At 59.2% G+C, this 15113-nt stretch carries 15 protein-coding genes; 14 read left to right on the top strand and 1 reads right to left on the bottom strand.

The features are described from left to right. Positions 1–216: 216 nt before the first annotated feature. The 6 genes from lptC (at position 217) to tsaD (ending at position 5827) form a co-directional block, all read left to right on the top strand. Positions 217–1272, top strand: coding sequence for an LPS export ABC transporter periplasmic protein LptC (gene lptC, locus CLOEV_RS05330; RefSeq protein WP_008711170.1), 1056 nt, complete (start codon positions 217–219; stop codon positions 1270–1272). Then, positions 1272–2021, top strand: coding sequence for an LPS export ABC transporter ATP-binding protein (gene lptB, locus CLOEV_RS05335; protein ID WP_008711172.1), 750 nt, complete (start codon positions 1272–1274; stop codon positions 2019–2021). Before lptC ends, lptB begins: the two co-directional genes overlap by 1 nt. Then, positions 2021–3904 carry a murein biosynthesis integral membrane protein MurJ gene (murJ, locus tag CLOEV_RS05340; protein WP_084482186.1) on the top strand — a complete coding sequence of 628 codons (1884 nt, stop codon included), beginning with the start codon at positions 2021–2023 and terminating at the stop codon, positions 3902–3904. The genes lptB and murJ overlap by 1 nt, the downstream gene beginning before the upstream one ends. Before the next feature lie 164 nt (positions 3905–4068). Further along, positions 4069–4617, top strand: a complete 549-nt coding sequence (locus tag CLOEV_RS05345) for a hypothetical protein (RefSeq protein WP_034442363.1) — start codon at positions 4069–4071, stop codon at positions 4615–4617. Beyond that, entirely contained in the window at positions 4599–4796 is a 198-nt protein-coding gene (locus CLOEV_RS05350; protein WP_008711177.1) for a hypothetical protein, read from the top strand. Before CLOEV_RS05345 ends, CLOEV_RS05350 begins: the two co-directional genes overlap by 19 nt. Next, positions 4796–5827, top strand: coding sequence for a tRNA (adenosine(37)-N6)-threonylcarbamoyltransferase complex transferase subunit TsaD (tsaD, locus tag CLOEV_RS05355; protein WP_034442365.1), 1032 nt, complete (start codon positions 4796–4798; stop codon positions 5825–5827). The genes CLOEV_RS05350 and tsaD overlap by 1 nt, the downstream gene beginning before the upstream one ends. A gap of 46 nt (positions 5828–5873) precedes the next feature. On the opposite strand, the gene CLOEV_RS05360 is transcribed toward tsaD, so the two are convergent. Next, positions 5874–6449: a HipA domain-containing protein gene (locus CLOEV_RS05360; RefSeq protein ID WP_084482187.1), complete on the bottom strand. Its 576-nt coding sequence runs from the start codon at positions 6447–6449 to the stop codon at positions 5874–5876. Positions 6450–6536: 87 nt separating this feature from the next. Between CLOEV_RS05360 and CLOEV_RS05365 the strand changes: the two genes are divergently transcribed. The 8 genes from CLOEV_RS05365 (at position 6537) to lpdA (ending at position 14946) form a co-directional block, all read left to right on the top strand. After that, positions 6537–7193 (top strand): redox-sensing transcriptional repressor Rex, encoded by a 657-nt coding sequence (locus CLOEV_RS05365; RefSeq protein WP_034442368.1) that lies wholly within the window; start codon positions 6537–6539, stop codon positions 7191–7193. Between the two features lie 378 nt (positions 7194–7571). Then, positions 7572–8168 carry a GDSL-type esterase/lipase family protein gene (locus CLOEV_RS15860; protein WP_051484907.1) on the top strand — a complete coding sequence of 199 codons (597 nt, stop codon included), beginning with the start codon at positions 7572–7574 and terminating at the stop codon, positions 8166–8168. Between the two features lie 83 nt (positions 8169–8251). Then, on the top strand, positions 8252–9343 hold the full coding sequence (gcvT, locus tag CLOEV_RS05375; RefSeq protein WP_034442371.1) for a glycine cleavage system aminomethyltransferase GcvT: 1092 nt from the start codon (positions 8252–8254) through the stop codon (positions 9341–9343). 35 nt (positions 9344–9378) lie between these two features. Further along, positions 9379–9756, top strand: coding sequence for a glycine cleavage system protein GcvH (gene gcvH, locus CLOEV_RS05380; RefSeq protein WP_034442373.1), 378 nt, complete (start codon positions 9379–9381; stop codon positions 9754–9756). Positions 9757–9795: 39 nt separating this feature from the next. Next, entirely contained in the window at positions 9796–11118 is a 1323-nt protein-coding gene (gene gcvPA, locus CLOEV_RS05385) for an aminomethyl-transferring glycine dehydrogenase subunit GcvPA (protein WP_034445393.1), read from the top strand. Further along, positions 11115–12548, top strand: a complete 1434-nt coding sequence (gene gcvPB / locus CLOEV_RS05390) for an aminomethyl-transferring glycine dehydrogenase subunit GcvPB (protein WP_034442385.1) — start codon at positions 11115–11117, stop codon at positions 12546–12548. Before gcvPA ends, gcvPB begins: the two co-directional genes overlap by 4 nt. Continuing rightward, positions 12548–13540, top strand: a complete 993-nt coding sequence (gene lplA / locus CLOEV_RS05395; protein WP_034442388.1) for a lipoate--protein ligase — start codon at positions 12548–12550, stop codon at positions 13538–13540. The genes gcvPB and lplA overlap by 1 nt, the downstream gene beginning before the upstream one ends. Next, entirely contained in the window at positions 13540–14946 is a 1407-nt protein-coding gene (gene lpdA / locus CLOEV_RS05400) for a dihydrolipoyl dehydrogenase (RefSeq protein ID WP_051484908.1), read from the top strand. Before lplA ends, lpdA begins: the two co-directional genes overlap by 1 nt. Positions 14947–15113: the final 167 nt, after the last annotated feature.

Below are 15113 nucleotides of genomic sequence, written 5' to 3' on the forward strand. Positions count from 1 at the left end.
ATCAATACATATCATAATAAATAATGTAAAATAAACGCGTGCGGCAAACATCTCCGGGCGCTTGTCCTCTGTTGTTTCGTTGTGTTTTGAGCCGGGAGGGGCTGCGCGCGGGATTCATCTGGACGCGCGTTCTTTCGCGGCCGCCCGCTGAGAAGAGCTTTGCCGCCGGACGCTGATGCCGTGCGGTATTACTTTAAGGGAAAAGAGGAATACTCTGTGATAATAGAAAAAAGACTGAGAAGATTCTGCGCCGTGACGGCGTTCTGCCTGATATGCGCCGCTTTGCCGGCCGCGGCGGCTCCAGCGGAGACCGTCAAGCGGCAGAACACGCTTTCGGCCGATGATATCCAGTATAACGTAAACACCGGAGACGCCCGCGCGAAGGGACGCGTCGTGATAACGAGGGACGGCTCCGTCCTCAAAGGCGACGAAGCCGAAGGCAATACCGAAAAAGAGGTCATGACGATCCGCGGGAATGTGGACGGCAGCTTCCCCGGGCAGCAGGCGACGCTGAAATCGGAGAGCGCGACCTGGACGGGGGACAAAACGAAAAAAACGGACGGCGTCGTTGAGGCCTTTGGAAAGGTACTGCTGACGCGCGCGCCCAAAGACAGGCTCAACGCAGACTATGTCCTCTGGGAGATCGGCACCGAAAACTACAAGGCCCGGGGGAATGTCGACGGGATATTGGATAACAGGATACTGAAAGCCGCCGAGGCGACGAGGACCGGAGACAAATTCTGGGCGCGCGACGTGCGCCGCTACGAGGACCTTGTGCAGAAGTTCGTCCTTTCCTCTAAGACGATGGAGGGACGCCTCGCAAAAGACGCGAAAAGCGGGCAGGATACCCTTCAGGAGATGGTGGCGGATCAAAACGTGGTTTTTGACTATGTGGACAAGGATGGGCTCAAAACGAGAGTCACCGGCGATAAAGCCGTCTATTCCAAGGCGCGCGGTACGATCGTCGTCTCCGGCAATACGAAAGCGGTGCGCAGCGACGGGAAGACGGTGACCGCGGACACCATGGTCGTACACGAGGATACGCGCAACATCGAAGCCAAAGGGAACTCTAAGATAGTCTTTGTCGTTGAGGAAAAGGCCAAGAAGGAAGAGGACGCAAAAAACACTGGCACGGCGAAGGCCGGCGCGCCCGCAAAGAAGGGATCGCCGTCCGCGGCTGAAACCAAGCCTGCCTCGGAAGATAAAAAGCCGGCGGCTGAAACGAAAAATTCGCAGTTGACCGACGAAGAGAAAAATTGGGTGGAAAAATAATGTCACAGCCGATAGAAGAAAAAGCGGCGACGCTGCTGCGCGCCGAAAAACTGGTCAAAGCCTTCGGGGGACGCCGTGTCGTCAACGAGGTCAGCGTGGAGATAAAAAAGGGCGAGATCATCGGGCTGCTCGGCCCCAACGGAGCGGGGAAGAGCACGACATTCTATATGATAGTCGGCCGCATCCTTCCCGACTCCGGCTGCGTATGGCTGGGGGACACCCAGCTCTCCGACCAGCCGATGTACCAGCGCGCGCGCGCCGGGATAGGCTACCTGCCGCAGGAGGCCTCTGTATTCAGAAGCCTCACCGTGCGCCAGAACCTGGACCTCGTCCTTGAGGAATCAGGCGTCCCGCGCGACGTGCGGGGAGATAAGATCTCCCGTCTGCTCAAAGAATATGGCCTCAGCCATCTTGAAGATACCAAAGCGGTCTCCCTTTCGGGCGGCGAGCGCCGCCGGGTCGAGATAGCGCGCTGCCTCGCGCTGGAGCCGCTCTTTATACTTCTCGACGAACCGTTCAGCGGAATAGACCCGATAGCGGTCGCCGACCTGCAGTCGATAATCCGCGAACTCAAAGAGCGCGGCTACGGGATATTGCTCACAGACCACAACGTCCGCGAGACCCTTTCGATAACGGACAGGGCCTATCTCATTTACGAGGGCAAGGTCTTCCTGGAGGGCAAGCCCGATTACATAACCGAAAATAAAGACGCCCGCAAGTTCTACCTCGGAGAAGACTTCAGCTGGTGATGCCGGAAGCCGCGAAAAACGGCGCCGTTTCGCCGGAGACGGCGGAAAAGCCCGCTGAAACGCAAGATCCCGAAAACACCATAGGGAGCAAGCGTCCCGATGCGCTTACGGGCTGCGCCGCTCCCTCTTCGTGCGAAGCACGAAGTTCCGAAAATACCATAGGGAGCAAGCGTCCCGATGCGCTTACGGGCTGCGCAGACCTCCCCTTGCGCGAAGCGCAAGGATTTGAAAATACCACAGAGGTCAAGCGTCCGGATGCGTTAACCGGCTGCGCCGCTCCCTCTTCGTGCGAAGCACGAAGTTCCGAAAATACCACAGGGAGCAAGCGTCCGGATGCGTTAACCGGCATGGTCTTCCACGCGATGCGCATGATGGCGGGTACGCTCGTCAGCCGCGTGCTCGGCCTCATCCGTGAGATGCTCACCGCGGCGCTCTTCGGGGCGACGCGCCAGCTTGACGCCTTTTTCGTAGCCTACACGCTCGCGAACCTTTCGCGGCAGCTGCTCGCGGAGGGCGCGCTCTCCGCGTCGTTCGTCCCCGTATTCTCGCGGACCCTCTCCGCCGACGGGAGGGACAGCGCGAGAAAGCTTGCGAACGAGGCTTTGACGGTGCTTATCTTCGGATGCAGCTTCGTCGTCGCCGTAGGACTGATATTCGCGCCCGTATTTGTCGATATAATGGCCCCCGGCTTCGCCTCGCACGAACGCGCGCTGGCGATCTCGCTTACGCGCATAATGTTCCCCTTCCTCATGCTGGTCTCCATCGGCGCGCTGGCCATGGGCGTGCTTAACAGTATGGGAAGTTTCTTTGTCCCGGCCATCGCGCCCGCCGTCAGCAACCTTGTCTACATACTCTTCCTGCTTGCCATGAGAAGCAGGCTCTCCATATGGAACCTGGCGGTCGCCGTCCTGCTCGGCGGAGCCTTTCACATGCTGCTGCAAGTCTACTGGTGCGGCAGGCTGAAGATGACGCTGCGCCCGGCGCTGCCCAATCGCCGCGATCCGCAGCTGCGGAGCATGATGGTGCTCTTCCTGCCCTACGCGGCGGGGCTGTCTCTGAACCAGCTCAACCCGGTGATCAGCAGGATGCTCGGCTCCTACCTCGCCGCCGGTTCGATCTCGGTGCTCACCTACGCCGACCGCGTCCTTCAGCTGCCGCTGGGACTCTTCGTCATCGCCATCTCCCAGGCGGTCCTGCCGATGCTGTCGCGCCAGGACCCCAACAAGACGGGGGAATTCCGTGACTTTATCCGCGACGCTATGCGTTTCAACCTCTTCGTCGTACTGCCGGTGGCGGCCGGGCTCTGCATCGTCTCGAGCGAAGTCGTCCACATACTCTTCTATCGGGGGGCTTTTTCGGTATGGGCGTGGCACGCCACGGCGACGGCCCTTTCTCTCTATGCGCTGGGCCTGCCGGGAATGGCGAGCAGTACGGTGATAATGCGCGCCATATATGCGCGCCGCATGCCGCGCGCGGCCGTGATGATCACAGGAGTTACCGTCGCCGTGAACCTCTGCGCCAGCGTCATACTCATGCGTTTTTTCGCCTACGCCGGGCTTGCCGCCGCTTCGGCCTCCGCGTTCACCGCCGCGAGCTTCTTCGCGGCCTGGATGCTTTCGCGCAATATCGGTGAAAAACTCGGCATATTCGATATGAAGTGGCTCTGGAAAGTAATGTTCCCGCTCCTGCTGATGGGGGCCGCGCTGCTGGCCTTTAAGCATATTCTGCCCTATCCCGCGGAGGCGAAACTCCTCTTGCGGGTGCTGTGGCTTGCCGTATCGATAGCGGGCGCGGCTCTGATCTATGCCGTCGCCACGATGGCGCTGCGCTGTCCCGAATGGCGGTGGATAAAGGACGCGGCCAGGGGAAGAGCCAAAGCGTGATAAACCGGCCGGCAAGGTCGTACATCCCCGCTTGACGCCGCCCTTTTGCGGAGACATAGAGTTTATGGAGGGGGCTATATTGTGCTATGATATCCGGCTGTAGGGGGACGAAAGATATACACGCCGCCTGCGGCTGAAATCTTTTTTGAAGGAAGGATAATAAAATGAAAAAATCATTTTTTGCGATTGCCGCCCTCGTCGCGCTGACGATCTTAACGGCAGAGAGGGCTTTTGCCGCCCCCTCCGACAACGCCCCTGACGTCTCGGAGCTTCTTGACGCGCGCCAGGCCGACGTGTGGGTAGAGGGCGAGCGCCTCGGCGACCTGGTGATCGGCGCGCGCGGCGCGATACAGATGATCTACGTCGACGAACAGCTGTCGCGCGCGATCACCGCCGACAGCCGCCTTCAGGACTGGGTCTACGATATGGCGCAGTATTACGGGACGGACGCGACCAGAAAAAAGAGACTGTTTATCGCTCACATCGACGTATACAAGCCGTGGGATTTTGACTATACACAAATATTCGTCGGCGATTATCACTTACAGAAGGGCGACGTGCTCTCCCCGAGCATGACGAATCCGTTCGGCCCGCAGCCGTCGAAGAGCGACGGTTTCTTTGCCTTTGTCGTCCCCGCCTCGGCGGCCAAAGCCGGCGCGGAGATAAAGATCGGTTATGGAGATGATTCGGAGACATGGAAAGTACCGAAATAAAGGCCTCGCACACATATAAGTGCGCCGAATGCGGCCTCGTTTTTGAGACGGAAAACTTTGCCGAAAGGTGTCCCCGTTGCCGCTGCCGCGTGCTCATCCACAAAAGCGGCGAAATGCGCCGCGCGAAGAGCTGTAACTGCGGCGGAAACTGTGCCGGCTGCGGAGGCTGTTCGCACTGATGGCGGAGGAGAGAGATAGGTTCCTGACCCTCGGCATCGAAACCAGCTGCGACGACACCGCTCTCGCCGTCCTTGAGGGCGGACATAATGTCCTTGCTGAAGCCATATCGAGCCAGATAGATTCCCACAGCGCTTATGGAGGGGTGGTGCCGGAGCTCGCCTCGCGTATGCACCAGGAGGCGATACTGCCGCTGCTTGAACGCGTGCTCGCCGGGGCTGGGATCGCGGAGCCGGCGCGGGAGCTGGACCTTATCGCCGTCACCTCCGGCCCCGGGCTGATGGGTTCCCTGCTCGTCGGCGTGATGACGGCAAAGGCGCTCTCGCAGGGCTGGGGCGTGCCGCTGATCGGGGTCAACCATCTGGAGGGGCATATCTTCGCGAACGCCGCCGTATCCGAAGCGCTGAAGCCGCCCTTCATCTCGCTGATAGTTTCCGGCGGCCATACCGAAGTGGTGCTCGTCCGCGCCTTCGGAGACTACGAGCTGCTCGGCTCCACGCGTGACGACGCCGCCGGGGAGGCCTACGACAAAGTCTCCAAAGTGCTTGGGCTCGGGTATCCGGGCGGCCCGGTCATCGACCGGCTCGCCGCCGGAGGAGATCCCCGCGCCTTCGCGCTGCCGCTGCCGCTTGCCTCCACAAAAGAGATAGAATTCAGCTTCAGCGGCCTCAAAACCGCCGCGATGACGCTCATCGGTGACAAGACCGCGCTCGGCGAGGAATTTCCGCTGGCGGACATCTGCGCCTCGTTTCAAAAGGCTGTGGTCGACAGCCTGCTCGTGAAAATAAAACTGGCGGTCAACCGCACCGGGGTGAAACGTCTCACCGTATCCGGCGGGGTCGCCGCGAATTCCGGGCTGCGCGCCGCCCTGGCGGAATATTCGCGCGCAAAAGGCGTGGAGCTCTTTCTGCCGCCGCGCGGGATGTGCACCGACAACGCGGTGATGATCGCCGCCGCCGGCTATAACTCCTACATGCGCGGGAACCGCTCCGGCCTGCGTCTCTCGCCGAATCCCTCGTGGAGCATCTGGTAAAAAATATTATACCCGATAGGTTATAAAAACAGTTTAAACGAGTGTTTTATACCCTGTCGGGTAGAATTTTTAACCTTGCCGCGCGGGCGGCGATCAGCTCCCGATATTGACAGCGTTTCTCCTCCGGCAGGAAGCTCCGCTCTATGAGGTCGAGCATCGCGGGGAGCCGTTTTGCGAATCGGGCCGCCGCCCTTTTGTAATGCTTTTCGTTCAGCCCCGCCGACTCGGTAAACTTAAGGAAATCGGCCTCTTTAAAATTGCTCTTTTTGCCGTTCATCGGCATGGCAAACTCCTCGGGGTCGTCCTTTGCGGGAATGACCAGCCGTGTTGAGAGCAAATCGTAGGCGGGAGCGAGCCTCCTTTCTCCTCCGTCGTAAATAAGCGAAAAATTTTTCAGGTGCATATCGCTGTTGCCGGTGAGGAAGATAAAGACCGCCGTGTCAAGCAGAATGGAGAGGTCGTAGCCCGGTGCCGCGGAATAACGGCGCAGATTCTTCGCGACAAGCTCCATTGATCCCCGGTATTTATTTTCCGTCATATGCTCCGTGATCTGGCAGAAATCTTCCATGTGCCTCAGCCTCTTTTTGGCTTCATACCTTTTTATGCCGGCTCTGTCCATCATAAAATCATAAAATAGGGGTTGCAAAATCTCACTATCGATATATAATTATCGATAATGAAATAAAGCAGAACTTTGGAGGGCAAGCCGGTGCCAAATACAAAACCTTTAAGCATATCACGACAATCATTGCAGCGCATGCCGCTCTACCTTGAGCATCTCAAGAAGCTGCGCGCCGACGGCAGCAGCCATGTGTCGGCGGCCTTTCTCGCGGCGGAGCTGGGGCTCCACCCGGTACAGGTGAGGAAGGATCTCGCCGCGGTCTCAAAGGTCGACGGCAACCCGCGCGTTGGCTTCGCGCTCGAAGGGCTGATCGAGGATATGGCGGAGTTTCTCGGCTGCAAAAATGCCCACGAGGCGGTCGTCGCCGGCGTGGGGAACCTTGGACGCGCCCTTCTTTCATACAAAAACTTCGACCGTTACGGCCTTTCGATCATCGCCGGCTTTGACAGCGACCCCGCAATTATCGGGACGACGGTCCACGACAAAGAGATCTTCAACGTGTCGCGGCTTTCCGAACTCTGCGGCCGCTTCGCGGTCCATATCGGCATCATCACGGCCCCCGCGCAGTTCGCCCAGGATATCTGCGACGCGATGGTGCTCGGCGGCATCAAGGCGATCTGGAACTTCGCCCCCGTACACCTCAATATTCCCGACGATGTGATAATAACGAACGAAAACCTCGCAGCCTCGTTCGCGGCGCTGTCAAGCAGGCTGCGCCAGCGCGGGGAAGGTCTTGGCGTATGAGTCTGTATTCATAGCCGCTTAGTCAGTGTTTTCTGGTAAGCTCCATTGCCCGGCGCCGGTAAAAGTTTTCCCGGCGCCGGGCTTTTCTCTATCCCGAGATGTCCGGCCCTGATCGATACGTCTTTCTCACGATGCCGCGGAATGTTTCCTGATAAACCGCGGTCCTTGTGGGCCTTTTGACCTTTGAACAGGGAAGTCCGTGCTTTTTACGGACCTATCAATTTATATAACACTGTATGCAATAATCCCCACTACGCAAAAAAGAATTACTTGTTACAATTTTAACAAAGAGGATTTGTGGCGTAATTATACCGAACATGTTAGTCTGCGCTCCGCTTTTTAGCACGGCCGCAGACATGAAAAAACGGAGGGGCAGCCATGAAAATTGTGTGCTTGGGATGCAGTCTTACCGCCGGCTACGGCGTCAGCCGGGAGGATAGCTGGGTAGGTATTCTCTCCAGGACGACGTGTGATACGTGGATCAACGCCGGCATCTGCGGCGACACTACCGGCGGCATGTTGGCACGGCTTGGGGAAAGCGTTTTTTCCCATTCGCCCGACAGCGCGCTGCTGATGGGCGGGATCAACGATATTCTCGCCTCCGGCTCCTGGGATTGCGCCAGAGCGAACATGATGGCTATGGTACATCAGTGCGTCGCCCGGGGTATCCGTCCCATCGTCGGCATCCACATCCCCCTTTACCCTCAGACGCCGCACCCGTACGGATCATTTTTGAATTTTACGCTCGTGGCGGAGCAGGCGCAGGCTTATGCCGGCTGGCTTCGCCTTTTCGCCGGAGGACTCCGGCTGCGGACGATAGATTTCGGCAGAGCTTATGAAGCCTACATCGGTGAATCAGGCTGGAGCAGGGCGTATCTGCCGGACGGGCTTCACCCGTCCGTGGAAGGGAATCGCGTCATGGCCGATACGGCGGCGCGGCAGCGGTTTTTGCATCAAAATCCCGGAAATACATAAGGTGAATATATCCGTTAAACGGATGATATTTAATATCTCTATTGAGTTGCAACAGATAAAAATATTTAAGGAGGAAAAAAGTTATGGAACACAAGACCGCTTTGTACGATCGTCATGTAGAGCTGGGGGGAAAGATGGTTCCTTTCGCCGGATATATGCTGCCGGTCCAGTTCAAAAAAGGTATTCTTGAGGAACATATGATCGTCCGCGAGCACGTCGGCATGTTTGACTGCAGCCACATGGGCGAGGCGCGCCTGGACGGGCCCGACGCCCTTAAGAACGTCAACAATCTCTTCAGCAACAGCTTTGACAGCATGAAGGACGGCAGCTGCCGGTATTCTATCATGCTTTACGAGGACGGCGGCTGCATCGACGACCTGATCGTCTACCGCCGCAGTCAGGACAGCTACTACGTGATCATCAACGCCTCCAACGCGGCGAAGGACGTAGGCTGGATACGCGATCATCTCATCGGCGACGTCAAACTGACCGACATGTGCGACGGCTACTCGCAGATCGCGGTGCAGGGCCCCGAGGCGCTGAAGATGAACAGCATTATCAGCGGCTCCCCGCTTCCGGAAAAGTATTACACGTTTACGGAGCATGTGATCATCGCCGGAGTGGACTGCTTTATCTCCCGCACGGGTTACACCGGATCGTTCGGCTACGAGCTCTTCATGCCCAACGAGGGCGCCGTCGCGGTATGGAACGCACTGCTTGAGATCGGCGTCGAACCCTGCGGATTGGGTTCGCGCGACACGCTGCGCACAGAGGCGGCGCTCCCGCTCTACGGACACGAGATCACCGAAGTTATCGACCCGCTGACGGCCGGCCTCAATTTCGCCGTCAAGATGGACAAGCCGGACTTCATCGGCAAGTCGGGGCTCGTCAAGCGCGGAACGCCTACGAAGAAACGCGTCGGCATTAAGGTGGTCGGCCGCGGCGTCATACGCGACCATCAGGACGTGTACGATGGCGACAAGCTGGTCGGCTTCGTCTCTTCCGGCACGTTCATGGCATGGATAAACGCAAGCGCCGGCATGGCCTTTGTGGAGCCGGACGTAGCGGTCGAAGGCAAGCGCCTCGAAGTCGACGTCCGCGGCAGGAGAGTCCCCGTCGAGGTCGTCCCGCTGCCCTTCTACAACACGGCGCGCGAAGTTCCCGTTCTTAAGTAAGAATTATCGAATAAAAATCCAAGGAGGATATTACAATGAATATTCAGAGCGATCTTAAGTACACGAAATCACACGAGTGGGTCAAAGACCTCGGCGGCAACTGCGCGCTTCTCGGCCTTGACGATTATGCCCAGGATCAGCTTGGCGAGCTCGTATTCATCAACCTGCCCGAAGTCGGCGACGAAGTGACGGCGGGAGAGGCTTTCGGCGACGTTGAAAGCGTAAAGGCCGTATCGGACGTATTCTCCGGCGTTACCGGCAAAGTTGCCGAGGCCAACGCGGAGCTGGCCGACAAACCCCAGAAGGTCAATGAGGACCCGTTCGGCGCCTGGCTTATCAAGGTCGAGGATATCACGGCCTACGGAGATCTGATGGACGCGAAAGAGTACGAAGCATACTGCGCATCGCTGTAAATATATTTCCGATAATTTGAGACAGAAAGGATGATATTTATGGGCAGTTACGTCCCATCCACAATGGAACAGCGGCTTGAGATGCTCAAAGCCGTAGGCGTGGCCTCTTTCGACGAGCTGTACGCCGACGTTCCGGAGAGCATGCGCCTTAAAGAAGGCGCGCTGGACCTCCCCGATGGAATGTCCGAGATGGAAGTTCTGGCCCGCATGAAAGAAATGGCGGGCAAAAACAAGGTCTTCCCGTCCATTTTCCGCGGAGCCGGCGCCTACTGTCATTACATACCGTCGATAGTCAAACGCATAACCTCCAAAGAGGAGTTCGTTACGGCATACACTCCGTACCAGTCTGAGATCAGCCAGGGGATACTGCAGTCCATCTTCGAATATCAGACGATGATCTGCGAGCTTACCGGCATGGACGCGTCAAACGCTTCCGTCTACGACGGCGCGACCGCGGCCGCCGAGGCTGCCGCCATGTGCCACGACCGCAAGCGCAGCAAAGTCGTCGTCTCCGGCGCGGCTCACCCCGACGTCATTAAGGTAATGCGGACATACTGCTTCGGCTCCAACTCGGAGTGCGTGGTCGTCCCCCCGAAAGACGGCGGAACTGACCTTGAGGCGCTGAAGGCGGCCATGGACGACGCGACGTCATGCGTCTATGTCCAGCAGCCGAGCTTCAGCGGGATACTTGAGGACTGCACTGCCGCGGCCGAAGCCGCGCACGCCGCCGGAGCCAAGTTCATCATGGGCATAAACCCCATCGCCGCGGCGATCGTAAAGACGCCGGCCGAATGCGGAGCCGATATCGCCGTAGGCGAGGGACAGCCGCTCGGCATCCCGATGGGCTTCGGAGGACCGTACCTCGGTTTCATGGCCTGCACGGAAAAGATGCAGCGCAAGCTGCCGGGCCGCATCGTCGGACAGACCTCCGACGCCAAGGGGAACAGATGCTTCGTCCTGACGCTTCAGGCCCGCGAGCAGCATATCCGCCGCGAAAAAGCGTCCTCCAACATCTGCTCCAACGAGGCGCTCTGCGCCCTCACCGCGGCCGTATACATGGCCGTCATGGGCCCGGAGGGCATGCGGAAGACGGCCGAACAGTGCTTCGCGAAGGCGCACTATCTGGCCGCGAGGATCACATCGCTCCCCGGTTTCAAAATGGTCAATCCCGGCGAGTTCTTCCATGAATTTGTGACGACCTCTCCCGTCTGCGCGAAAAAGCTGCTCGACGCTCTCGAAGAGAAGGGCATCCTGGGCGGCCTCCCCGTAGAGGGCGGCATCCTGTGGTGCGCCACCGAGATGAACGGCACGGAGCAGATAGAAGAGCTTGTTTCCGTACTTAAGGAGGTGTCGGGCAAATGAAGCTGATCTACGAAAGAAGCGTCCCCGGACGCGAAAGCGCGATCCTGCCTGCGAGCGCTCTGCCGTTCGGCGGTATCTCCGCCGGCATGAAGCGCGAGAAGCCCCTTCGCCTGCCGGAACTTTCCGAGGTGGACGTATGCCGTCACTATACCGCTTTGAACAAGCAGGTTTACGGCGTCAACTGCGGATTCTATCCCCTCGGATCCTGCACGATGAAGTATAACCCGGCCGTCAACGAAGAGGTCGCGGCGCTCCCCGGTTTCCAGAACATACACCCGCTGCAGCCGGAAGAGACTGTCCAGGGATGCCTTGAAGTCCTTGAGGCGCTCGGCAGCCGCCTCTGCGAGCTCGTGGGCATGGACGCCATGACGTTCCAGCCCGCCGCGGGCGCGCACGGCGAGTTCACCGGCCTGCTGCTTATAAAAGCCTATCTGCGCGATAACGGCGGAGCGGCGAGGAACAAGATCATCGTTCCCGACTCCGCTCACGGAACGAATCCCGCCTCCACCTCCATGACGGGCTTCCAGATCGTGAACATCCCATCCGCCCAGGACGGCAGCGTCGACCTCGACGCGCTGCGCGCGGCGGTCGGCCCCGATACGGCCGGCCTGATGCTCACGAACCCGAACACGCTCGGCATGTTTGACAAAAATATTCTTGAGATCACGCGCATCGTCCACGAAGCCGGCGGCCTCTGCTACTACGACGGTGCCAATATGAACGCCATCATGGGCACGGCGCGCCCCGGAGATATGGGCTTTGACGTCATCCACCTTAACCTGCACAAGACCTTCTCCACGCCTCACGGCGGAGGCGGTCCCGGAGCGGCGGCGGTCGGAGCCAAGGAGATACTTGCGAAGTATCTGCCGGGCCGTTCCGCCGTAAAGACGGAAACAGGCTACGCCTTTAAGGACGATCCCGCCTCCATCGGCGCGGTCCGTTCCTTCTACGGCAACTTCCTGGTCTGCGTCCGCGCGCTCTGCTACGTTCTTTCGCTCGGAGGCAAGGGCCTGCACGAAGCCTCGCAGAACGCGGTGCTGAACGCAAATTACCTGCGCGTCCTGCTGAAGAAGCACTGCCCGACCTCCAACGAGGGCCTCTGTATGCACGAGTTCGTCCTGACGCTGGAAGAGCTGCATAAGGAAACGGGCGTTTCGGCGAGCGATCTGGCCAAGGGAATGCTGGACTGCGGCATGCACCCGCCGACGATGTACTTCCCGCTGATCGTCCACGAGGCGCTGATGTTCGAGCCAACCGAGACGGAGACGAAGGATACGCTGGATGAGGCCGCGGAAGCCGTAATATCGCTTCTGAAAGAGGCGCGGAGCAACCCCGAAGCGCTTCACAGCGCGCCCGTCACCACCCCGATCGGGCGTCCCGACGAAGTCGCCGCGGCGCGTACTCCTATCATCCGCTGCGCGTTAGACTGATGATAAACAGAGCCGTTTTTGTCATTGCAGACGGAGCAGTCCCTTATCGCAACCAGGCCGTTGAAGAATATCTTATGCGGACTGTCGAGGCGGGGAGCTGCGTCCTCTATCTCTGGCAAAACCAGAGAACGGTCGTTATCGGCCGCAATCAAAACGGCCGCGCCGAATGCCGCGTAGAATTGCTTGAAAAGGACGGCGGGTATCTTGCCCGCCGTCTTTCAGGAGGAGGCGCGGTCTTCCACGATCTGGGGAACCTGAACTTTTCCTTTATCGCGGCGGACCCCGATTACAGCGTCGCGCGGCAGCAGGGGGTCATCCTCGCGGCCGTGCGCTCACTGGGACTCTCCGCGGAGCTCTCGGGCCGCAACGACATCACCGTCGGAGGCCGGAAATTTTCCGGCAACGCCTTCATGTCAAGCGGCAGACGCCATTGCCACCACGGCACGCTGCTCATCAGCGCCGACACGTCTGATATGGCTAAATATCTGAACGTGGACAAGGATAAGCTGGAGAGCAAGGGCGTCCGCTCCGTCCGTTCGAGGGTCGTGAATCTCTCCGAGCTCGACGGCGGCATCACTGTGGAGACGATGACCTCGGCCCTGCGCGAGGCATTCGGCGGCGAATACGACGTCGAGCCGGAAAATTTGGCGGTCTCGGATCTTGACGAAGCGCTCCTTGATTCCATGACGCAAAAGTTCGCCTCTCCGGAATGGCGGCTCGAGGCGGAGCCGGATTTCGTTTTCCGCAGAAAACGGCGTTTTGACTGGGGCGGGGCCGAACTGTGCCTCACCGTCTCGGAGGGCAATGTAACCGCCGCGCGCCTTTTTACGGACGCGCTCGATCCGGATTTCTCGGAAACGGTAGAAAAAACTTTAACGGGAGCCGCTTTTACGACGGACTCTCTCCGCGGCGCGCTCATAGGCACAAATTGCCGGGAGGAGCGGGAACGTATGCTCCTCGACATCTCTTCTCTCTTGATGGAGGCGGAATAATGGACAGTTACGATCTGATTATCATAGGAGCCGGCCCCGGAGGTTACGTGGGCGCCGTCCGCGCGGCGCAGCTCGGCCTTAAGGTCTGCGTCATAGAGCGCCGCGACGTCGGCGGCACCTGCCTGAACCGCGGCTGCATCCCGACGAAATCGCTGCTCTACACATCGGAGCTCTTTGCCAAGGCGAACCATGACTTTGAGCTGCTCGGCCTTCACGCGGACAACGTCTCGTGCGACCCGGTAAAGATGTATGACCGTAAAGATCAGGTCGTAGGCAGGCTTCGGAGCGGCGTGGAACAGCTTCTCAAGGCGAACGGCGTCGTCCGCCTCTTCGGCTGCGGCTCCGTCGCCGGCCCCGGCAGCGTGAAATTTACCTCGCCGGACGGCGAAGAGACGATGCTCACGGCGAAGAACATCCTGATCGCCAGCGGCTCGAAGCCGTCGCGCACGCAGTTCCCGGGCTGCGATCTGCCGGGCGTCATCACCAGCGACGAACTGCTCGCCGACAGCGGCGTAGTGAAGAAAAAGCTGCTGGTCTTCGGCGCGGGCGTCATCGCCGTGGAATTCGCCACCGTCTTCGCCAACCTCGGCTGCGAAGTTGCAATGGTAGTGCGCAGCCGCCTGATGCGCGTATGGGACGACGATATATCGAAGAACTTCGGCACGGTCCTTAAAAAACGCGGCATAAAAGTCTACGGGAAATCCGTCGTCAAAGAGGTGGTAAGGGCCGGGGACGGCCTGCTCTGCCGCTTTGCCTCCGACGGAAAGGATTTCGAGCTGGAGGCCGACAGCATCCTCGTCGCCAACGGCCGCGAGCCGGATACGGAGGGGCTCTACTGCGGCGGCTTCACGCTGCCGATGAAGAACGGCTGCATCGAGGTAAACGACAGCTTCGAGACCTCCGTGCCGGGGATATACGCCATCGGAGACGTGATCGGCGGCATGCAGCTGGCGCATCTGGCCTCCGCGCAGGCGATCAGCGTCTGCGAACGGCTCGCCGGCGAAGAGCCGAGCGTCTGCCTTGAGTTCATTCCAAACTGCATCTACACCGCCCCTGAGATCGCAAGCGTCGGGCTGACCGAGGCCGAAGCCGCGGAGCGCGGGCGGAAGGTTATAATCGGTAAATATATGATGATGGGCAACGGAAAAACCATCATCGAAAACGGGGAGCGCGGCTTTATCAAGCTGGTCTTTGACGCCGATACCGACGTGCTCCTGGGCGCGCAGCTCATGTGCGAACGCGCCACTGACATGATCGCGGAGCTTGCCACCGCCTGTGTCAGCCGGCTGACGGCGGAACAGCTTACGCGCGTCGTCCGTCCTCACCCCACTTTCTGCGAGGCTGTCACAGAGGCTGTTGAGGCCGCCCACGGCAGGTCCATCCACAGCGCTCCTGCTAAAAAGTAACAAGTAATCACGCCCCGGCTTAGCCGGGAGCCTAACCTTCTAATATGTATTGCCGGTCGGGAAGGTTTCACCGGAAAATTTTTCGCTGACCTCCCCGGCTGGGATATTTGTGCCGCCGTTAAACCGGAATAGCTGTTTGTACCCGCGCCTTCCCGTGTTTATTCATA

Origin of the sequence: Cloacibacillus evryensis DSM 19522 (genome assembly GCF_000585335.1) — a bacterium.
GTDB classification, from domain to species: domain Bacteria; phylum Synergistota; class Synergistia; order Synergistales; family Synergistaceae; genus Cloacibacillus; species Cloacibacillus evryensis.